Origin of the sequence: Streptomyces sp. NPDC006925, from assembly GCF_042869575.1 — a bacterium.
Classification (GTDB): domain Bacteria; phylum Actinomycetota; class Actinomycetes; order Streptomycetales; family Streptomycetaceae; genus Streptomyces.
Window position 1 is genome coordinate 36,819 of the sequence record NZ_JBIAGB010000022.1, and the last position, 19,920, is coordinate 56,738.

Genomic DNA, 19,920 nt, shown 5'->3' on the forward strand with positions numbered 1-19,920 from the left:
CACCGATGAAGGATGTCCGGCACAAGGTCCGCAGATCACAGACCATCGTTCCGTTCGGCGTCGGTGGGATCATCGACCTGCGTGGCGAGTCGTTCGTCGCCGAGGACACACTGGGGTGGGCAGCGTCGGCCGAAGCGGTGGAAGCCCCCCGTCTCGTCGCCAAGCTGGGCGTTCCCGGTCTGCGCGCGGCCCCGGCCGTCCCCTCCGGCAAGGCTGCGCACACGACCCGCTCCGGGCCACTGTACGTACGTTTTCCCAAATGGCTCTTCTGCCCTCAGTGCAGGAACATGCTGCGGTGGCGTCCGGATCATGAGGTCCGGAACAGACAACCGACATGCCGGCAGTGCGCCGGGAAGGCGCAGTTGGCACCGATGCGTTTCATCCAGGTGTGCCGGGCGGGCCACATGGCCGACTTCGACTGGCGCCGGTGGGCCCATTCCCGGAGCGAGAACCACGCTCAGCGCCAGTGCCAGGTCAGCCGCCTGCGATTCGTCGCGACTCCGGACTCCTCCGGGCTGGAGGCCCTGCGCGTGTGCTGCGCCGTCTGCCGTGCCGGCCGCAGCCTCGCCGGGCTCAGCCGAAAGAACACTCTCGGAAAGGCCGGGTTCCGGTGCCCCGGTACGCATCCATGGGAATCGGAGTCCGACGAGGCGGAGGTCTGCGAGGAGACACCGCAGGCAGTACAACGCGGAGCCTCGAACGTCTACTTCCCGATCACGCACTCGGCGATCGACATCCCCACGCCCTCGGGGTTCTCCGTGGACGACGAGGCGACCCAGGCCGTCATCAACGACAAGCACTGGCCGATGCTCATAAGCGCCGACAACGGTCCCCTGGCCCCCGCCTGCCGCAGTCAGATCGCCATCTCATGCGGCGTCGACGAGCACTTCGTCGAGTCCCTGGAACGTCGCCACGCCGCCGAGACCGCCTCGGTGCCGTTCGCGGCCGATGCCGACGACGACCTCAGCGTCGCCGAGTGGGCCGCATTCTCCGAACCCGAGTCCGCCGTCGATTCGAAGACGTTCTCCGTACGCCGGACCAGCCTCGACGTGGGCGACGGGGACCCCGTCTCGATGAGAGAGCTGGCTGCGCAGATCTCGACAGTCGTCGTCGCCCATCGGATCCGCGAAGTCCGCGCGCTCGAAGGATTCACCCGGTACGAACCGAGTTCCGGCGAGGGCGAGGCGGGCGAGGGCGGACGTTTCGTTTCCGTCAACACCCGTGCGCGTGCCCAATGGCTACCGGCTGTCGAGACCTACGGCGAAGGGATCTTCATCGCCGTCGAGGAGGAACGACTCAGGTCGTGGGAGCGCACTCCCTCCGTCCACGACCGAACACTGTCGATCGCGAGGAACCTCGAGGCCTCCTTCAAGGTGGACTGGCTCAGAGGAAAGACCGGGCCGGACCTGCTGCCGCGCTTCGTCATGCTGCACACTCTGGCGCATCAGTTCATTCGCCAACTCTCCTATGACAGCGGCTACAACGCGGCTTCCCTCCGCGAACGCGTCTACGCGAGAAGCCACATCCCGGGGAGCGGCCATCCGCCCCAGGCGGGGGTGTTCATCTACACGGCCGCCGGGGACACCGAGGGAACGCTGGGCGGACTCGTCCGTCAGGGACGTCCTCCGAACCTCGTCGAGACTTTGATCCGACTGCTCGAATCGGCGCAGTGGTGCTCCCAGGACCCACTCTGCGCCGACTCCACCGGCAGGTCACTGGCAAACCTCAACCGGGCCGCCTGTCATGCCTGCACACTTCTCCCCGAGACGAGTTGTGAGATCGACAACTCTCTGTTGGACAGAACTCTCCTGATCGGCGACGACACCGTCCCAGGATTCTTCGGCGACGTCGTCCGTGCGGCGTTGGAGGAATCCGCTGAAGCCGTCGATCTCTCATGAGGGCGCCCTCTCTGCTCGACCTGGAAACCGAACAGCATTCGGTCATCGATCTGGCGTTCCGCGGCAGCCATGTCATCACCGGGAACCCCGGCTCGGGCAAGACCGTGCTGGCCATCCACCGGGCCTGGGCACTGGCCACGATCGGGCGCGAGGTCACACTCCTCACCCGCTCCAATGTGCTGCACCAATACCTCGCTCAGCTGGCGCCCGACCTCACCGAGTCCGTCCGGGTCACCACCTCCTACCGGTGGATCCGGGACTTCTGGAACGAGCGCTTCGGTTCGGATCCGCCGAAAACCGACGAAGGGGGATGGCACCACGACTGGGTCGAGATGCAGCAGACATGCATCGTTCGAGGCATCACTTCGACGGCGCACCTCGTCATCGACGAGGGCCAGGGGCTTCCCGTCGATTTCTACCGATGGTGCCGCGTCCTCGGTATCGAGGTCACTGTCTTCGCGGACGAGAACCAGCAGATCGGGGACGACCAGAGCACCGTCTCCGAGATCCACCGGGAGGTCGTGGCGCAGGCCCCTCCACTGGTCCTGCGCGGAAACCGTCGGAACAGCCGGGAGATCGCCATGCTGGCATCCGAGTTCCAGGAGGGAAGGGGGGAGCGAATTCCGCTTCCGTCGAGGAGCGCGGGTCGCACACCGACGGTCCTGAGAGTCCCCACTCTCGATTATCTCGTCACCGGGATTTCTCAGTACTTCTCCGCCCACCCGGAGCGGACCATCGGGATCATCTGTCGGTCGAATCGGCTGCAACGAGAAATTCAGAGTCGACTCACGACACTCGGACTGGCCGCGCACACCCAGGCCTATGTACACGACGATCGGTATCGGAACGCAATCGATTTCTCCACCCGTCCCATCCGCATCGTGAACACGAACAGCATGAAGGGGCTGGAGTTCGACAGCGTCTTCGTTCCCGATCTGGACGCCTACACGGAGGATCCGACCGGCGTGGCGGCGCGTCTTCGCTTCTTCGTCCTCTGCACCCGTGCTCGCGAGGACCTCCACCTCGCCCATCGAGGCTCCCGGGAGCCCGCGATCCTCTCCGACGTCCCCGATTCCCTGTTGGCCCGACATGCCGGCTGACATGCGGCTTTCGCGAGACACACCCGGGCTGTCCCCACAGGGCCGATCAGCGGCACAGCCGGGCGGGATCGTCCGAACCCGCCGTACGCGTCGCCGTGTACCGCAGATCCCCGGGTTTTCGAGTCGAATCCGAAACGATGCGACCACTGCCCTCTTCCATGCCGAGACCCACGGAGACCTCGTGACCGACACTCCCGACAAAGAGTCCCGCCTCCTCCGACTCCTCTCCGACTACGACCGAGGCGTGCTCGTCACGTTGCGGAGGGACGGTCGTCCTCAGTTGTCCAACGTCAATCACACGTATGACCCGGACAAGCGGCTGCTGCGGGTCTCGATCACGGCGAACCGGGTCAAGTCCCGGAATCTGGCCCGGGATCCGCGGGCCAGTTATCACGTGACGAGCAGCGACGGGTGGGCGTGGACGGTGGTGGACGGGACGGCGGAGCTGACGCCCGTCGCACAGGATCCGCACGATGCGACCGTCGAGGAGTTGGTCGAGGTGTACCGGGCCATCCGGGGTGAGCATCCGGACTGGGCGGAGTACCGGGACACCATGGTGGCCGACCAGCGGCAGGTGGTGCGGCTTCCCGTGGAGCGGGTGTACGGCCAGCCGCAGCGGGGCTGAGCGGCTGCCAGTGGCCGTCCACGGTGTTCGGGCGGCCACCGTGCCATCGGTACACGCGTGTGTCTCCGGTTCCCGTCGCCCGGGTGTACGGCGGGATCCGGAGCCCCCGGCACGGCCGTGCCGTCGTGCAGGCGCACTGCCGTGCCGCCCTGCCGCAGCGCGGCTTGTTGCCGTCGCAGCCGCCGTGCGGCCGTGCCGACGAGGTGTTACGCGGACGCGTCCGTCAGCAGGCGGAGTTCGTCGTTGGTGAGGCGCAGATCGGCGAAGGCCAGCAGCGCGGGGAGCTGGTCGACCGCGCGGGCGCTGGCGATGGGGGCCGTCACGGTCGGCTGCGCGGCGAGCCAGGCGAGCGCGACGGTGGCCTCGGACGCCTGGTGCGCGGCGGCGACGGTGGTCAGCGCGGCCAGGACGCGCTGGCCCCGCTCGGTGGCCAGCAACTGTGCGGCCTTGCCCGCACGCGCTCCCTCGGGGACGGCCTCGCCCGGACGGTACTTGCCGGTGAGGAATCCGGAGGCCAGCGCGTAGTACGGCAGGACGGCCAGCGACTCCCGTCGGGCGAGCTCCTCCAGTTCGCCCTCGTAGGTGTCGCGCGAGACGAGGTTGTAGTGCGGCTGGAGCGCCACGTACCGGGCGGCGCCCTCCCGGTCGCTGAACGCGAGCGACGCGGCCAGGCGGGCCGGCGAGATGTTGGAGGCGGCGATCTCGCGGACCTTGCCCTCCCTGACCAGGTCGTCGAGAGCGGAGACGATGTCGGAGACCTCGACCGATTCGTCGTCGAAGTGCGTGTAGTAGAGGTCGATGCGATCCGTCCGCAGACGGCGCAGCGAATCCTCGCAGGCGGCCTTGATGGTGGCGGGGGCGAGTCCCATGTGGTCGGGGTGGCGGGCCACCTTGGTGGCGACGACGACGTTGTCGCGCAGGGAGGGGCCGCGTGCGGCGAGCCACTCGCCGATGACGGTCTCCGACTCGCCGCCCCTGTTGCCCTCCACCCAGGCCGAGTAGCCGTCGGCCGTGTCGATGACGTTGCCGCCGGCGCCGGTGTAGGCGTCGAGCACCGCGAACGAGGTGGGGGTGTCTGCTGTCCACCCGAAGACGTTGCCGCCGAGCACCAGCGGCGAGACGGACAGTTGACCGATCTTCCTGTCGGCATTCATCTGCATGCCGCGACCGTAGCGCGGGGTCGGGCCGTCCCGAGGGCGCGCACACCGGGCAGGCCGGAGGTCGTGCCCGGTGCGGGTCCGTTTCGGGGCACGTGCGGTGCGCTCAGGCGCTGTCTCCCCCGGCTCCTTCAGCTCCCCCCGGCTCCCTTCAGCCCCCGGCTCCCTTGTCTCCCTCGGCTCCCCTGTCCTTGCTCAGACCTTGACGCCCTTGTCGCGGAGCCACGGCAGCGGGTCCACCGGGTCGCCCCCGTGCGGGCGGACCTCGACGTGCAGGTGGGGGCCCGTGGAGTTGCCGGTGGAGCCGACCCGGCCGATGACATCACCGGTGCCGACCTTGTCGCCCGCCGACCTGGTCATGGACGAGAGGTGGCAGAACCAGAGTTCGGTACCGTCCTCGAGTTGCAGCACGACGCGGTAGCCGTACGAACCGGCCCAGCCGGCCTCCTTGACCGTTCCGCTGTGGACGGCCTTGACGGGGGTGCCGTTGGCGGCGGCGAAGTCCTGTCCGGTGTGGTCGCTCTGCCACATGCCGCCTGCCTGGCCGAACCCGGCGCTGAGCTGGAAGGAGGCCAGCGGTGCCGTGTAGCTGCGGGCGAGTTCGGCGCGGCGGGCCGCTTCGGCCTTGCGCTTCCGCTCGGCCTCCGCCTTGCGTTCCTGCTCGGCGGCCGCCTCGCGCGCCCGCTCCTGCTTCGCCTCTTCGGCAGCGGCGGCCCGTTCCGCGGCCTCCGCCGCGGCCGCGCTCGCGGCCTGCCGGGCCGCCTTCTCGCGGGCTTCCTCGTCCGCCGCGGAGCGGTGGCGCTCGGCCTGTTCGAGGATGCGGGCCCGCAGGGCCTCGCCCGCGTCGGTGCGGCCCGCCGCCTCGTCCTCGTCGGAGAGCCCGGCCTGGGTGAGGGGGGCGGCTTGCGCGTTCCGGCTGCCGGAGTCCGCCGTACCGTCGGCGTCCTCGGAGAGCAGGCCGCCGATGACGGGCAGGTCTTCGGCGTCGGGCAGCCGGTCGGGGATGCTCCGGAGCGCGTCGGCCGCGGTGTCCACGTCGGGCACGGATATCGTGCCGGGGTCCCGGTCCTGGGCGGTCGCCATACCGCCGGCGCCGACGGCTGCGATCATGCCGACTCCCAGGACGGTGCCGCCCCGCGCCACGCCTCCCGCGCGCTGCTTGGCGACCCGGTGCCGGCCTCGTACCGGAATCGCGGAGTCCTCGGAAGGGTTCCAGTCCTCCCACGGCTCGTCAGCGGCGTCAGCGGCAGCAGGGGCCTCCCCGGCGTCGCGCGCTGCATTGTGCGGCGGCATGGGGCCAGGGCCGCCGGAACCGGCGGAGACGGCGTACATGGACCGTCCCGGGATGGAGCCCTGGGGCGCGGCTTGGCCGGAGGAAGCGGCTTGGCCGTAGGGCGTTGCGGGGCCGTAGGGCGCTGCCGGGCCGGCCTGGTCGGCGGGTGGGGCGTAGGCGTCCGCTTGGGACGCATGGCCGACGAAGCCCTGGGATCTGGAGGCCACGGGGGCGCTCTCCTTTCCTTCCTTCTCGCCTACCGGGTTAGCTGACGGGTTCGGAGCAGGAAGGTCTCCTACGGGCGTCCTCTCGCAAGGGCGTCCGATTCACCCCGTCCTCCTCGTCCGGCTGACGAGGAGGGGTGGTTCCCCGGTTCCCACGGTGCTGTGCGGCCGATCGGGTGCTGCTGTTGCACCGCGTGCGGGATTCGGCGACGGCGCACGGTGCCGTCTTCCGTGACGGCAGTGACGACCGTGCTGCGTTATCGGACGTTAATAGAACTGTGGCCGGGATTCCAAGCCGTTCCCCGTAATTGACGTGAGACCCGCCTCGCTCTCCACCAGCCCCGTCCGTGCCTCTGCCCGGCCCGCGAGCGGCGTCCGACCGGTCGGCACGCCGGTCAGTGCCCCGGTCGGTGCGCCGATCGGCGCACCGGTCGGCGCACCGGTCGGCGCACCGGGCTCAGGCGTCGCGAGGGACGTCGCCCCGGGTGTCGCCCGCGGCGTCGTGGGCGACGGCGAGCAGCGCCATGTCGTCCGCCGACCGGCCACCGGTGTGGGCCGCGACGTCGACCAGGATCGTCGCCAGCAGTTCCTCCGGATCGGCGAAGGAGGTGCGGGAGAGGCGTTCGGCCGGCTGGTAGAAGTCGCCCTCCGGGTTGCGGGCCTCGGACAGGCCGTCGGTGTAGAGGAGGAGCTGGGCGCCGGGCGGGAAGACGAACTCGTCCACCTGCTGAGGCGATACGCCCAGGTCCGTCATGCCGAGCGGGAGTGCGGGGGTGGTGGGCTCCAGCAGGGCGGCCCGGCCGCGGTGCAGCAGCACCGGAGCGGGGTGGCCACGGTTGAGGACGCGCAGGACGACCTGCTCGTCTGCGGCTCGGTCCTCCGTCGCCGCGCTGTCCTGGCCACCGCCCGGTGCACCCGGTCCACCCGGTGCTTCCGGTTCACCCGGTGCGCCGGGTGCTTCCGGAGCGGTCGGGGACGCTCCGGGCACGGGAGGATTCGGGGGCTGCGTGCGCGGGTCGAGGACCTCGACCAGTACCGCCGTGCTGAAGTCCTCCAGCCGCGCCGCGCCCTGGAGGCGATGGGCGTCCCGCTGGAGAGCCCGGTCGAGACGGGCCGCCACACCGGGGAGGGCCGTCTCCTGCTCGGCCGCTTCCCGGAACGCCCCGACCAGGAGGACGACGGCGGCCACCGCGTCGAGCCCTTTGCCCCGTACATCGCCCAGCAGCAGTCGTACGCCGTACGGGGTCTCCTCCGCCGCGTAGAAGTCCCCGCCGATCCGGGCCTCCGCCTGCGCCGCGCGGTACCGCGTCGCTACGCTCAAGGCACCCACGTGGGAGGGCGGTGTGGGCAGTACGGCGTACTGCACGGCCTCGGCGATGCTGCGCGCGGAGGCCAGTCTGCTGCCGCTGCGGATCAGGACGTAGTTCACGCCGACGGCGAGGACGGAGACGGTCACGATGGTGATGGACCGGGCCTCGGCCTCCAGCACGTTGCTGGAGTCGTGGAAGGTGGAGAACAGGATGGTCGCCCCGGAGGAGAACAATCCGGTGAGCACGGTGCCGCGGAGGGTCAGGAAGGCCGCGGCGGCCAGCGGAGCGGCGGCGAAGGGCGCCGAGACGGTCACGTCCGGGGGCGTCGCGAAGTCCAGGACGATGCCCAACGCGCACAGCGCGGCGGGCAGCCATCGCGCCAGGCGCCATAGCCGCCCCAGGTTGCCGCCGTACCCGTCCACCGGCTGTATCCCGGCCGCCGTTTCCCGCACGTTCCCAATCTGACCCGGTCGGTGGCTTCAGGCCAGTCAGGAGCGGTCGAAGGGGGAGGGGGCCGGGTGACGCACCGGAGCCGCGCGGCCCCCGCAGCAGCCGCGAGGGCCGCCGGTTCGTCTCCCTTACCACGGAAGGGGCGGCACCGCCTGTCGAAAGACCGGCGAGGGACCGGCGAGGGACGGGCGAGAGCCGGCGAGACGGTCGGTCCGGCGGGGCGGAGCTTCGGCTCGGCCTGCTCCCGGCGTCACGAAGACCCGGCACCACGAAGACGGCGACACCACGACGCGGCACCACGAAGACGGCAGCGCAGAGAGGGCCGCAGCGCCCGGATGCTCGCCCCGGCCGGGAGACATCCCGGCCGGGAGGCAAGGCCGAGGTCGCGCCCGGAGCGCGGCCGCCGGGACTCCGGGCCGGGCCTCAGCCGCCGGCGCCGGTGCCCGGGGACAGCGGGCCGATCTTGGGCACGGACGCCTTGCCGGTGTTGGTGACCGGGCCGCCGGACCAGTCCACCCGGAGGGAACCCCGCTCGTCGGGCGGGGTGACCTTGGCCGCGCTCGGGGTGACCGTGGTGACGTTCGTCATCTTCGGGTTGGTGTAGGAGAGCGGGGCCCAGGCGCTCTTGCCGGGCTTCAACTCGACGGTCCGGACCTTCCCGCCGGTGCGGTGCGGGTCGAAGGAGACCTGCTCACCGGCGTCGTTGACGAAAGCGAGCCCGGGATAGCCGCGTACGGTGCAGGTGTCGTCGGACCGGTTGGTCAGCACCAGCGCGAAGTTCTCCTGCCCGGCTCCCGGGTGGTTGTCGCCGAACGACGCCTTCAAGTCGCCCGTGCCGCACCGGGAGCCGGAGGACGAACCCGACCCGCTCCTGCTGCTCGACGAGTCCGCGGAGGACGAACCCGACGCCTTGGAGCCCGACGCCGAGGGGTCCGAGCCGCTCCCGTCGTCCTTGCCGCCGGTGTCCTCGCTGCCGTTCTTGCCGTCCCCGTCCTTGGAGTCGCCGGACTTGTCGCTTCCGGCCGGGGCGGCGTCACCGCCGACCTTCTCCGGAGCCGGTTCGGGGTCCTTGCCGCAGCCGACCACCAGTGCGCCCGCAGCCAGTACCGCGGTCGCGGCAGCGGCGACGCGCGTCACCCGGCGCCGCCTGCGGTGGGCGGCGCACGGTGCGCCGGGGGCCGGGACTCCGGCCTCGGACGGGGTCGTAGCGAGCTGCGCGGTTGTCGGGTCCTGGCGCTTCGTCATGGCTGCCGTCACTCCCTGGTCATGCTGTCGCGCGGTCGTTCGGCCTCCCCGCGGCCTCGTGTGCGTGCCGGTTCTCGTCTCCAGCGTGCCTCGGGGCTTTCGCGCCGTACACAGCATTCGATGGCCCATTGCGCGGGAAAGTTCACGGCCGGCCGCGATTTTTTCGCGGCCGGTCGCGACGGGAGGGTCCGAACCGGAACGCGTGCGCCACATGAGGTCGAGGGGGCGTACGGGGTGAAACCGGCGCGGCAGCGGCCGACTTGCCGTGCGGCTTCCTGCCGTGCGGCCGACTGCTTTCCGGCTGCCTTCCGGCTGCCGCGGTATCGCCGCCCCTGCCGGGCCCTGCCGCCCCCGTCGGACCTCTGCCGAGCCCCTGGCATGCCGCCGGTCGCCCCTGCCGCGGACCGGTCCTACGAGGCGTCGGCGCTGACGCGCAGACTGTCCAGCACCTTGTCCGTCTTGTCCGAACAATCCTCCTCGCAGCGAATCTGCACATACACCGGAGACGTCCCCTGCTTCGTCGACTTCAGGCCGATCTCCTCCAGCGAGTACCCGGAGGCGCAGGAGGACCACGTACGAATGCGCCCGCTCCACCCTCCGCCGTTGAAGGTCCGGCTCCCCGCGTAGTCGCACTCCGAGTGCTTGATTCCGGCCACCTTGTCGGGCAGTGCCTCCGCGGCACTGTCCGCGCCGCTCTCCCCGTCCCCGCCGTCCCCGCCGTCCCCGCCGTCCGCGCTCTCGCCGCCCTTGCCTTCCGCGGAACCGAGGCCGACGAAGACTCCGCTGGTCTTCGAGGTGAGGTCCTGCCATCCGTGCACGTCCTCCGCGACGAGCAGTCCGGGCGCGTGGTCGGCCGACAGCCCCAGCGAGGAGGGGTTCCAGCCCGAGTCGGTGAACTCCCGCGCCCATGTGCCCGGGACCCGCACGCTGATCCGCCCGCTGGTGTCGCGCACCTTCACCGCCGAGGGCGTCCGCTGGGGGTCCGGGGCCAGCGCCGTGGCCGCCACTCCCACCCCGGCCAGCACGACAACGGCCGCCCCGAAGGCCAGCGCCCGCGTCCGGCGGCGGCGCGCGGGCCGCGGGGACGCCGTGCCGCCCGTTGAGGGGCGCCCCTCGGCGGGATCGGACGCCCGGAAGCCAGGTGCGCCGGCTGCGGACATCCCGGGCGCGGCTCCCCCGGAAGAGGAACCCGCCGAAGAGGAACCCGCCGAAGAGGAGCTCCCGGCAGGCGGCCCCTCCGGCAGGGCGCTCTCCGGAGCGCGCCCTGCGGATGCGGCGGAGCGTCCCGCATCCGCCGCAACGGGTTCCCCGGTGGCCGGATCCGCCGAGCCGGGCCCCGCCGATTTCGGCCCCGCAGATGTCGGCCCGGACGACGCGAGCTCGGCGCGGTCCGGCTCCGACGAGGTGGGTACCGCACGGTCCGGCTCCGCGGTGGCGGGCCCGGCCCCGGCGGAGGGCGCCTCGGGCCCCGCCGGTGCGGAGGGATGGCCGACTCCCGCTCCCGACGTCCGGGAGGGCGGCTCGGCCGCCACAGTCGCCGGCTGAGCGGTCCCCTGCGAGGTGGCCGGGCGCACCGTGGACGGCATACCGCTCGCGGAGGCCCAGGACGGCGTACCGGGGCCGTCCTGGCCTGCTGCCGCCGCGTCCGGGGCGGACTCCCGCTCCCCCGCACCGGGCGCGGCCGACTCGTCCTCGGCGTGCTCCAGCGTCTCCGCGATCCGGTCCAGCTCCCGCGCCAGCGCCGCCGCCGCCGGCCAGCGGTGCTCGCGGTCGGGTTCCATCGCGCGCCCGACGGCGGCTCCCACCGCGGGCGGCAGTCCGGGGCGCAGTTCGTCGAGCGGCATCACCCGGTCCGGCGTTCCGGGCGTCGCGCCCGAGACCAGGTGGTAGAGCACGGCCCCGAGGCTGTAGACGTCCGCGCGGGCGTCGATGCCCTCGAAGGGTTCGGCCTGTTCGGGCGCCATGTAGCCGACCGACCCGGCGACCACGGTCAGTCCCGACGCGTGGGCGAGGTTCTTGGCCAGGCCCAGATCGGCCACCAGCACCCGCTCCCGGCCCTGCACTCCTCCGCTGGTCAACAGGACATTGGATGGCTTGATATCGCGGTGCACCACTCCGGCCTCGTGCAGGGCCTCCGCGCCGCGCGCCGCCTCGGCGGTGAGCCGGACCGCCTCGGCCACCGGCAGCGGGCCCAGCGTCATCCGGTCGGCGACGGTGCCCTGGTCCGCGTACTCCATGACGAAATAGGGGCGTTCGTCGTCCAGCTCTCCCACGTCGAAGACCTGGACCACGCCACCCGAGGACGCCTTGCGCAGCAGTCGGGCCTCGGCCAGGAAACGGTCCCGGATATCCATTCTGTGCGCCCAGTTGTCGGCCATCACCTTGACGGCGACAGGTGCCTCCAGACGGTCGTCGTGTGCGAGCCACACGACCGCGAAGGCACCGGAGCCGAGACGACGGTCGACCCGGTAGCGGCCGATCTGATCAGGTGAAGGCATGCCCCTTATGATGCCTGGATGTGCCCACCGTCCTCCTCCCACGCCGTGAACCAGCCATCCGGGCAGCCTGAGCCGACCGGCGCCGGAGCGACACCGGAGCCCGTCGACCCGTCGGCGCCCGCCGACACCGAAGCCCTCGCGGCCCGCGCGGCGACCGGGGACAGTGCGGCCCTCGACGCGCTGCTGCGCGCCATCCGGCCCGACGTGGTACGGCATTGCGGCCGCTTCCTCCTCTTCCGCGAGGACGCCGAAGAAGCCGCGCAGGACGTGCTGCTGCAGGTGTCCCGGCACATCGAGCGCTTCCAGGGCCGCAGCCGCTTCAGCACCTGGCTGCACACGATCGTGGCCAACTGCTCCCGCCAGAAGTACCGCGAACTCAAGCGCCGCGCCGTCGAGCAGCCGACGCTCCCGCATCAGACGAGCGCCCCGGAGCAGCGCCCGGACCCGCGGACGACGAGTGTGATCGCGGGCTCCCGGGTGGACCTCCTGGAGGCACTGGAGCGGCTGGAGCAGGAGAGCCCGCACCTGGTGGCTCCCCTGGTCTACCGCGACGTGTGCCAGATGGACTACGCCGAGATCGTCGACCGCCTCGGCATCCCGCTGGGCACCGTCAAGTCCCGGCTGCACCACGCCCGTCGGCAGATCCGGCCGTGGCTCACCTCACAGGAGCTGTGACCTCCGCGCCGCGGCCGGACGCCGCAGTGCCCGGCCGCGCGACCACCTCGGCCGGCGGCTGGAGGGCCGCCGCTCCCTCGGGGACGGGTACGGCGGCGAAGATCCGGTCCTGCTCGCGCTGCAGCTCCTGCGCCCGGGCCGGAGAGGTGCTGGGCAGCCGCTGCTCCTCGTAGAGCTTGTGCGTCCGCAACTGGGCCTGCTTCCCGGCCGGGGTGTGGAACTGGACCTCGAAGACGTGGCCCGACCGCGGCGCCGCCCACGACGAGTTGACGGCCTTGTAGCCCTTCTCGCGGCCCCAGGTGGTGGACCACTTCACCGTCGAGTTGCCCCAGTCGGCCAGGGTGGTGGCCGCGACGGTGACACCGCGGGTGTAGCGGGCGTCCGGCCACTGCAGGGTGTAGCGGACGGAGTCGTTGATCCTGGCGAGCGCCTTCTCCACCGTCCGGCCCGGCTTCTCCTCCATCGATGTGGCGACCTTGCGCTTGAGCGAGTCCGGCGACTTGAGGCGCGCGTCGAACCCGACGAGTTCCGCCCCGCTGAGCCGGGCCGCCGCGCGGATCTGCGGACTGATGGAGCGCTCTGCCCGGCGGGCGGCAGCTGCGGTCGCGGTCGGCCGCGTGGTCCACTGGACCGCGTGGTGGACACGGCGGTGGAGTTCGAGGCGCATCGGGCGCGGCTCTTCGGGATCGCCTACCGGATGCTGGGCTCGGCGTCCGAGGCGGAGGATCTCGTGCAGGAGGCGTATCTGCGCTGGGAGCGCGCCGACCGGCACGCGGTGGCGGCTCCGGGCGCCTGGCTGGCCAAGGTCGTCACCAATCTCAGCCTCAACGAGCTGGCCTCCGCCCGGATGCGCCGCGAGCAGTACGTGGGCCCATGGCTGCCCGAGCCGGTGCTGACGTCGGCGAACGGAGCCGTCGGCGCGGTGGCGGGGGCCGGCGGCGCCGGGGCCCGGACCGCATCGCCGCCGCTCGGCCCCCTGGAGACGGTCGAGCAGCGCGATTCGGTCTCGTTCGCGCTGCTCGTCCTGCTGGAGCGGCTCACGGCGCCGGAGCGCGCGGTGTTCGTGCTGCGCGAGGCGTTCGACTACCCGCACCGGGAGATCGCGGAGCTGCTGGAGACCTCGGAGGCCAACTCGCGCCAGCTCCACCGGCGGGCCAGGAAGGCGATCGGCCGCGATACGCCCGCCGCGCGCACCGGGGCGACCGGCACGACGGAGGCCGACGGCACGACGGACACGACGGGCGCGACGGCCGCGGTCGGCGGGACCGGCGTCGGCGCACCCGTGCGGCAGCGCTGGACGGGGCTGGTGGAGACATTCGTCGCGGCCGCCCGCGAGGGTGATCTCCGGCGGTTGGAGCGGCTGCTGACCGAGGACGTGGTCTCGTACGCGGACGGCGGCGGACGGATCAGCACCGCACGGCGCCCGATCCTGGGCCGGGCGAAGGTGGCGCGGTATCTGGCGGGCGGTCTGGCCCGGTTCGCGGCAGCGGCCGTTCTGGTGCCGTGCGAGGTGAACGGCGGGCCCGCGCTGCTCGCACTCGCGGAGGGCGGACTGCTGGGCGTGGTCACGCTGGAGGTGGCCGAGGAGCGGATAGCCGCGCTGCGGATCTGTGTGAGTCCGGACAAGATCGCCTTCGCGGCACGGCAGTTCGCGGCGTATTCGCCGAGCTGACGGCCGCGGCCGGATCGACCGGGACCGCGGCTCCTGTGCGAGTACGTCGCGGCTGCGGGCGTGCCGCGTCCGGGCGCACCTGTCCGCGGCGGCCCGGGACCGAGGTTCCGTCCCCGGGCCGGTGGTGGGAGCGACTCGCGTCCGGGGCGGGGTTGTCACGTCCGGGGCCGCTGTCCGGTCTCCAGGGTGACGGCACACCCGCGAACCCGGAGGAACGAGTCCCATGGCCCCTTCACCGAACCCGACCGGCCCCGCATCCGGCACCCCGCACGCCACCGGACCCGTACTGGTGACCGGCGGCACCGGCACCCTCGGCCGCCCGCTCGTGGACACACTGCTGGCGGACGGTACGCCGGTACGCGTGATGAGCAGGCGCCCTCGCCGGGCGTACGACGAGCGGCCCTGCGAGTGGGCGGTCTGCGACCTGGTCAAGGGGGTCGGGCTGGCGGCGGCCGTCTCCGGGGCCCGGGCGATCGTGCACTGCGCCACCGATCCGTGGCGGGAGGTGAAAGTGCTCTCGCGGCTGGTCGAGGCGGCGCGCGAGGCGGGCGTGCGGCACCTGGTCTACATCTCCATCGTGGGCGTGGATCGGATCCCCTTCCCGTACTACAAGGCCAAGTTCGCCGCCGAGCGGCTGCTGGAACAGTCGGGGGTGCCGTGGACCCTCCAGCGGGCGACCCAGTTCCACGATCTCGTGGCCTGGCTGACCACGGCGCAGCGGCGGCTGCCGGGCGTCGTCGCACCGGCCGGATTCCGGTTCCAGCCGGTGGAGGTCACCGAGGTCGCCCACCGGCTCGCCACGGCGGTCCGCGGGGAGCCCGCCGGCCGGCTGCCGGACCTGGGAGGGCCGCAGGTGCACACGGCCCACGAACTCGCCGAGCTCACTCTCCGGTCGGCCGGACGCACCCGCCGCGTGCTGGACCTCCCCCTTCCGGGGCGTACGGCCCGCGCGTTCCGTCAGGGCCACAATCTGGCCCCGGAGTCGGCCACCGGCACCGTCACGTTCGCCGAGTTCCTGGCGGCGCGGCAGGCCCGGGAGGCGGGACGGACGGGACGGGAGGGACAGACGGGTCAGGGTGGTGAAGCGGGGTAGGGCGGGGCAGCCGGGGTGGCGGCAGGGCGGCAGGGCGGCAGGGCGGCAAACCACCAAGCGGACAGCGGCACCGGACGGCGGCACCGGGCAGCGGCGGAGGCACCGGGCGGGGCGGCAGCGCGCAGCGGGACGGGGGCTCCGGCTCGGTCGAGGCCCAGTAAGGTGGCCCGTGCGAGCCGTAAGGGAACTGGAGACCCGTTGTGACACCTGAACCGGGGGCCCGGCGGAGGACGACCGGCCCGGGAACCGCCGCCTCACCCGGCACCGTGAGGCCCGGGGGACGCACGGCGCGGGTGCGCGAGGCGGTGCTGCGCGCCGCCGGGGACGCCCTCGCGGAGCACGGTTTCGCCCACCTCGACCTCGCCGAGGTGGCCCGCCGCGCCGAAGTGGGCAAGACGACGGTCTACCGGCGGTGGGGGACGGTCACCGCGCTGCTGGCGGATCTGCTCGACGACATGGCCGAGCAGTCCGAACCCCGCACCGAGACGGGCGCCCTCCTCGAAGACCTGGAGGCCAACGCCGCGCTGGTGCGCCGCGCCCTGACGGATCCCCGGCAGGGCGCCCTGTTCAAGGCGGTCATCGCCGCGGCCACGTGCGACGCGCCGGCGGCCGAGGCCCTGCACCGGTTCTACGCGGCCCGGATCGCGGAGTGGGCGCCCTGCGTGCGGCAGGCGGCCGAGCGGGGCGAGGTACCGTCCGGCACGGACCCCGAGCAGGTCATCCGCGCCGTCTCCGCACCGCTGTACTACCAACTGCTGACCACCGGCGCCCCCTTGGACCGGGCAGCCGCCGAACGGGCGGCGCTGGCGGCGTACGAAGCGGCCCGTGCGGGGGCGTTCCGCACCGGCCGCTGAGCCGAAGGGGCCCCGGTCCGGCCCGGCCCGGCCCGAGATCGAAGACGCCGCGGCACACCCGCGGACCCCGCACACTCCCGGCGGGGAGCACCAATCCCGGCGGAGTAGCACACAATCCCGGCGGGAAGCACGCAATACCGGCGGGAAGCGCGCACCCCGAGCCAACGCGCACCGTCCAGCCGCACGCGCCCGCTGCCGACGAGCACGCGCCCGCTCCTGCCCAGCACCTGCCCGGCGCCCGCCCCCAAGAACGCGCGCCCCCGCCGAAGGACACACCGTCACGCCGGACCGGAAATCCCCGCGTCCGGCGTGCGATCCGCGGGCCCGGAGCCCGACGAGGGCTGCACGGCCCGGCAGTGCACGCACGGTAGGACAATCCGCATGGATCGGGCGCTGACGACCGGTCTCGGCGGGGATCGGGTTCTTACGGAGCGATGACACGGTGCCGCGTACCGTTGCGCGGCGCCCGTACGCCTCTAGCGTGGCTGTATGCGCGTTCTTGTCACCGGCGGTGCCGGATTCATCGGTTCCCACGTCGTGGAGGCCCTGACCGACGCGGGCCACGAGGCGGTCGTCCTGGACGCCCTGCTCCCGTCGGCGCACGGAGAGGATGCCGCCTCGCCCGCCACCGCGCCCGGGGTGCGGCAGCTGCGCGGCGACGTGCGCGACCGGGACGCCGTCGCCGAGGCGCTGCACGGCGTGGACGCGGTGTGCCACCAGGCGGCGATGGTCGGGCTGGGCAAGGACTTCTCCGACGCCCCGGAGTACGTCAGTTGCAACGACCTCGGCACGGCGGTGCTGCTGACCGCGATGGAGCGGGCCGGGGTGCGCGCGCTGGTGCTGGCCGGTTCGATGGTCGTCTACGGGGAGGGCCGCTACACCTGCCCGCAGCACGGGAGCGTCCGGCCGGGGCCGCGTGCCGTGCCGGATCTGCGTGCAGGGCGGTTCGATCCGCCGTGCCCCGACTGCGGCGCGGCGCTACGGCCCGGGCTGGTCGGCGAGGACGCGCCGCTGGACCCGCGGAACACCTACGCGACCACCAAGCTCGCCCAGGAGCACCTGGCGGCGGCGTGGGCCCGCGCCGTCGACGGGGCCGCGGTCTCGCTGCGCTACCACAACGTCTACGGGCCCGGGATGCCCTGCGACACGCCGTACGCGGGAGTGGCCTCGTTCTTCCGCTCGGCGCTCGCCCGCGGGGTGGCGCCCACCGTCTACGAGGACGGGGCGCAGCGCCGGGACTTCGTCCATGTGCGGGACATCGCGGCTGCCAACGTCACCGCGCTGGAGGCGCTGCGCACGCCGGGTGCGGGCCGGGCGCCGGGTTCCTTCGCCGCGTACAACACCGGCAGCGGCGACCCGCACACCATCGGCGAGACGGCGAGCGCGCTGGCCGAGTTCTACGGCGGGCCCGACCCGGTGGTGACGGGCGAGTTCCGGCTGGGCGACGTACGGCACATCACGGCGTCCTCCGAGCGGGCCGCGCGGGAGCTGGGATGGCGCGCGCAGATCGGTTTCGCGGAGGGCATGAAGGAGTTCGCGGCGTCCGACATGAGGGCGCCCTCGGGGCAGGCGTAGCGGACCGTTGCGCCACCGTGTCCGCTTCCGCGCCGCCGGATGCAGCCGATTCGCCGGATGCAGCCGTTTCGCTGGATGCAGCCGATTCGCCGGGTGCAGCCGGTCCCCCGGATGCAGCCTGAGCACCGGGAGCAACCGGACCGTCGGGTCCCGCCGGTCCGCAGCGTCCGGCCGGTCCACCGGCGGCGACCGGCCCACCGGAAGCAGCCGGCCCACCGGAAGCAGCCGACCCGCCGACAGCAGCCGACCCGCCGGGTCCAGCCGGCCCCTCGCGTGCTTCCGGTGCACCGGCGGACCGCTCGGCGCGGGCTCAGCCCGGTCCGGCGGTCGGCAGGGTGAGTTCGAAGCAGCAGCCGCCGGTCACGTTGCGGACGGCTGCCGTGCCCCGGTGGGCCTCGACGATGCCGCGGACGATGGCCAGTCCCAGGCCGGCGCCCGGCGGCGTGCGGGCGTGGGTGCCGCGCCAGCCGGTGTCGAAGACGCGCGGCAGGTCCTCCTCGGGGATGCCGCCGCAGCCGTCCGTGACGGAGAGGACGACCTGCTCCTGGACGCTGCGGACATGCACCGCGACGGTGCCGTCGGCCGGAGTGCGCCGGATGGCGTTGACGAGCAGGTTCCCCAGCACTCTGGTCATCTCGCGCGGGTCCACCTCCACCGGCACGTCGGTCAGCGCGTCGCCCACCAGCCGGACCCCGCTCTGCCGGGCCAGCGGGTCGGCGCCCGCCAGCGCCTCCGACACGAGTTCGGCGGACGTCACCCGGTGGGTGGTCAGGGCGAGCGCGCCCGCGTGGATCCGGGAGAGTTCGAACAGGTCGCCGACCATGGAGTTGAGCCGTTCGACCTCGGTGCGGATCTGCCGCAGGCAGCGTCCGGTGTCCTCCACCATGCCGTCCTCCAGCGCCTCGGACATGGCGCGCAGTCCGGCCAGCGGGGTGCGCAGGTCGTGCGAGATCCAGGCGACCAGTTCCCGCCGGGAGCTCTCCAGTGCCCGCTCGCGGTCCCGGGAGGCGGCCAGTTTCTCGCTGGTGGCGGCCAGCTCCCGGGTCAGGGCCGCGAACTCGGCCGGGTCGTCCGCCTCGGCCGCGCCGGGCGCCGGGAAGCTGCCGCCGTCCCCGAAGGACCGCGCCGCGCGGGTGAGGGCGTGGCTGCGGGACGCCACCCAGCGACCCAGCAGCAGCGCGGTCGCCAGCGAGACGACGGCCGCCATGGCGACGACCGTGGTGATGACGAACAGGTCGTGCCGGGAGAGGAACATGGCCCAGGCCACGGCCAGCGTCCCGGAGAGCATGGCGGTCACGGCGACGGTGGAGACGACCGTCAGGGACACGGCGAGCGAGCGGTGCCGCAGGGCGCGCAGCGCCAGGGCGCCCAGCAGTCCGGCCGCGGCGGCCCCCAGGAAGGCGAACAGGGCGATGAGCAGCATGTCGTGCACGGTGGTTCAGTCCTCCTGCGCGCCGGCGCCCGGGTCGAACCGGTAGCCGACCCCCCACACGGTCTGGATCAGCCGGGGCTGCGCGGGATCGTCCTCGATCTTGGCGCGCAGTCGGCGTACGTGGACGGTGACCGTCGAGAGGTCGCCGAAGGCCCAGCCCCACACCTCGCGCATCAGCTCCTCGCGGGAGAACGCGCGGGCGGGGTGCCGCAGCAGGTGGGCCAGCAGGTCGAACTCGCGCACGGTGAGCGAGAGCTCGGTGCCGTCCCGGCAGGCGCGCCGGGCGAGGGGGTCGACGGCCAGCCCTCCGGCGCGCAGCACCGAGGCGGGCCTGGGGGCCTCTTCGGCGCGGCGGCTGCGGCGCAGCACGGACTCGACGCGCAGCACCAGCTCGCGGGGGCTGAACGGCTTGGTGACGTAGTCGTCGGCGCCGACCTCCAGGCCCAGCACCCGGTCGCCCTCGTCACCGAGTGCCGTGAGCATGATGACGGGCACGGGTCCCCTGCCGCGGAGTTGGCGGCAGACCTCCAGGCCGTCCATGCCGGGCAGCATCAGGTCGAGCACGACCAGGTCCGGCCACCGGGCCGCGGCGCGCTCCAGCGCGTCCGGGCCGGTCTCCGCGCGGTCGACGGCGTATCCGGCGCGCTGGAGGTACCCGGTGACGACCTCGGCGACGGTGGGGTCGTCGTCGACGACCAGGACACGCCCGGCGGGTGGTGGCTGCATGGCCTCAGGGTCGCATCGGACGCCGGAGCGCGGGAGGCGGGTCGGCGGCGGCCGGGGCGATGTCCGTGTTTCGTAAGAACGCGAAGTCTGGAATGTCGCTTTTGGCTCCGTAG

16 protein-coding genes and 1 riboswitch are annotated in these 19,920 nt (G+C 72.8%); of the genes, 8 read left to right on the plus strand and 8 right to left on the minus strand.

Features of this window, described 5'->3' with window-relative positions; genetic code table 11:
- Window positions 1-5 precede the first annotated feature (5 nt).
- The 3 genes from drmB to ACFYNS_RS24795 all read left to right on the plus strand — a co-directional run bounded on the left by drmB (window position 6) and on the right by ACFYNS_RS24795 (window position 3,623).
- On the plus strand, window positions 6-1,898 hold the full coding sequence (drmB, locus tag ACFYNS_RS24785; RefSeq protein WP_388605136.1) for a DrmB family protein: 1,893 nt from the start codon (window positions 6-8) through the stop codon (window positions 1,896-1,898).
- Window positions 1,895-2,998: a DNA helicase gene (locus ACFYNS_RS24790; RefSeq protein ID WP_360291731.1), complete on the plus strand. Its 1,104-nt coding sequence runs from the start codon at window positions 1,895-1,897 to the stop codon at window positions 2,996-2,998. Before drmB ends, ACFYNS_RS24790 begins: the two co-directional genes overlap by 4 nt.
- A 181-nt stretch (window positions 2,999-3,179) precedes the next feature.
- Complete coding sequence (locus tag ACFYNS_RS24795) at window positions 3,180-3,623, plus strand: PPOX class F420-dependent oxidoreductase (protein WP_360291733.1); 444 nt, start codon at window positions 3,180-3,182, stop codon at window positions 3,621-3,623.
- 206 nt (window positions 3,624-3,829) lie between these two features.
- Here the strand turns inward: ACFYNS_RS24795 and ACFYNS_RS24800 are convergent, their stop codons facing one another.
- From ACFYNS_RS24800 to ACFYNS_RS24820, 5 genes are all read right to left on the minus strand, one after another.
- Window positions 3,830-4,777: an aldo/keto reductase gene (locus tag ACFYNS_RS24800; RefSeq protein WP_388605202.1), complete on the minus strand. Its 948-nt coding sequence runs from the start codon at window positions 4,775-4,777 to the stop codon at window positions 3,830-3,832.
- Between the two features lie 198 nt (window positions 4,778-4,975).
- On the minus strand, window positions 4,976-6,280 hold the full coding sequence (locus ACFYNS_RS24805; protein WP_388605137.1) for a M23 family metallopeptidase: 1,305 nt from the start codon (window positions 6,278-6,280) through the stop codon (window positions 4,976-4,978).
- An 11-nt stretch (window positions 6,281-6,291) separates the two neighbouring features.
- Window positions 6,292-6,496, minus strand: a riboswitch (cyclic di-AMP (ydaO/yuaA leader).
- Between the two features lie 238 nt (window positions 6,497-6,734).
- The gene (locus ACFYNS_RS24810; protein ID WP_360291739.1) at window positions 6,735-8,039 is read right to left on the minus strand and encodes a PP2C family protein-serine/threonine phosphatase; all 1,305 of its coding nucleotides are present in this window, start codon (window positions 8,037-8,039) and stop codon (window positions 6,735-6,737) included.
- A gap of 421 nt (window positions 8,040-8,460) precedes the next feature.
- Window positions 8,461-9,282, minus strand: a complete 822-nt coding sequence (locus tag ACFYNS_RS24815; protein WP_388605139.1) for a DUF4232 domain-containing protein — start codon at window positions 9,280-9,282, stop codon at window positions 8,461-8,463.
- A gap of 410 nt (window positions 9,283-9,692) precedes the next feature.
- The gene (locus tag ACFYNS_RS24820; RefSeq protein WP_388605141.1) at window positions 9,693-11,780 is read right to left on the minus strand and encodes a protein kinase; all 2,088 of its coding nucleotides are present in this window, start codon (window positions 11,778-11,780) and stop codon (window positions 9,693-9,695) included.
- A gap of 18 nt (window positions 11,781-11,798) precedes the next feature.
- Here ACFYNS_RS24820 and ACFYNS_RS24825 point away from each other — a divergent pair, with 18 nt between their 5' ends.
- Window positions 11,799-12,455: an RNA polymerase sigma factor gene (locus ACFYNS_RS24825; protein WP_360291748.1), complete on the plus strand. Its 657-nt coding sequence runs from the start codon at window positions 11,799-11,801 to the stop codon at window positions 12,453-12,455.
- Here ACFYNS_RS24825 and ACFYNS_RS24830 read toward each other — a convergent pair.
- Window positions 12,436-13,122, minus strand: coding sequence for an ATP nucleotide 3'-pyrophosphokinase (locus tag ACFYNS_RS24830; RefSeq protein ID WP_388605142.1), 687 nt, complete (start codon window positions 13,120-13,122; stop codon window positions 12,436-12,438). The genes ACFYNS_RS24825 and ACFYNS_RS24830 overlap by 20 nt on opposite strands.
- On the opposite strand from ACFYNS_RS24830, the gene ACFYNS_RS24835 reads away from it, so the two are divergent.
- The 4 genes from ACFYNS_RS24835 to ACFYNS_RS24850 all read left to right on the plus strand — a co-directional run bounded on the left by ACFYNS_RS24835 (window position 13,090) and on the right by ACFYNS_RS24850 (window position 17,649).
- The gene (locus ACFYNS_RS24835) at window positions 13,090-14,127 is read left to right on the plus strand and encodes a sigma-70 family RNA polymerase sigma factor (protein WP_388605144.1); all 1,038 of its coding nucleotides are present in this window, start codon (window positions 13,090-13,092) and stop codon (window positions 14,125-14,127) included. The genes ACFYNS_RS24830 and ACFYNS_RS24835 overlap by 33 nt on opposite strands.
- A 223-nt stretch (window positions 14,128-14,350) precedes the next feature.
- A complete protein-coding gene (locus ACFYNS_RS24840) occupies window positions 14,351-15,220 on the plus strand; it encodes an SDR family oxidoreductase (RefSeq protein WP_388605146.1) in 870 nt (289 codons plus the stop codon).
- A 266-nt stretch (window positions 15,221-15,486) separates the two neighbouring features.
- Window positions 15,487-16,074 carry a TetR/AcrR family transcriptional regulator gene (locus tag ACFYNS_RS24845; RefSeq protein WP_360291758.1) on the plus strand — a complete coding sequence of 196 codons (588 nt, stop codon included), beginning with the start codon at window positions 15,487-15,489 and terminating at the stop codon, window positions 16,072-16,074.
- A 489-nt stretch (window positions 16,075-16,563) separates the two neighbouring features.
- Window positions 16,564-17,649, plus strand: a complete 1,086-nt coding sequence (locus ACFYNS_RS24850) for an NAD-dependent epimerase/dehydratase family protein (protein WP_388605148.1) — start codon at window positions 16,564-16,566, stop codon at window positions 17,647-17,649.
- Window positions 17,650-17,959: 310 nt separating this feature from the next.
- On the opposite strand, the gene ACFYNS_RS24855 is transcribed toward ACFYNS_RS24850, so the two are convergent.
- Both ACFYNS_RS24855 and ACFYNS_RS24860 read right to left on the minus strand, forming a co-directional pair.
- Complete coding sequence (locus ACFYNS_RS24855) at window positions 17,960-19,081, minus strand: HAMP domain-containing sensor histidine kinase (protein ID WP_360303195.1); 1,122 nt, start codon at window positions 19,079-19,081, stop codon at window positions 17,960-17,962.
- Between the two features lie 6 nt (window positions 19,082-19,087).
- Window positions 19,088-19,807 (minus strand): response regulator transcription factor, encoded by a 720-nt coding sequence (locus tag ACFYNS_RS24860; protein WP_360303197.1) that lies wholly within the window; start codon window positions 19,805-19,807, stop codon window positions 19,088-19,090.
- Between the last annotated feature and the right edge of the window lie 113 nt (window positions 19,808-19,920).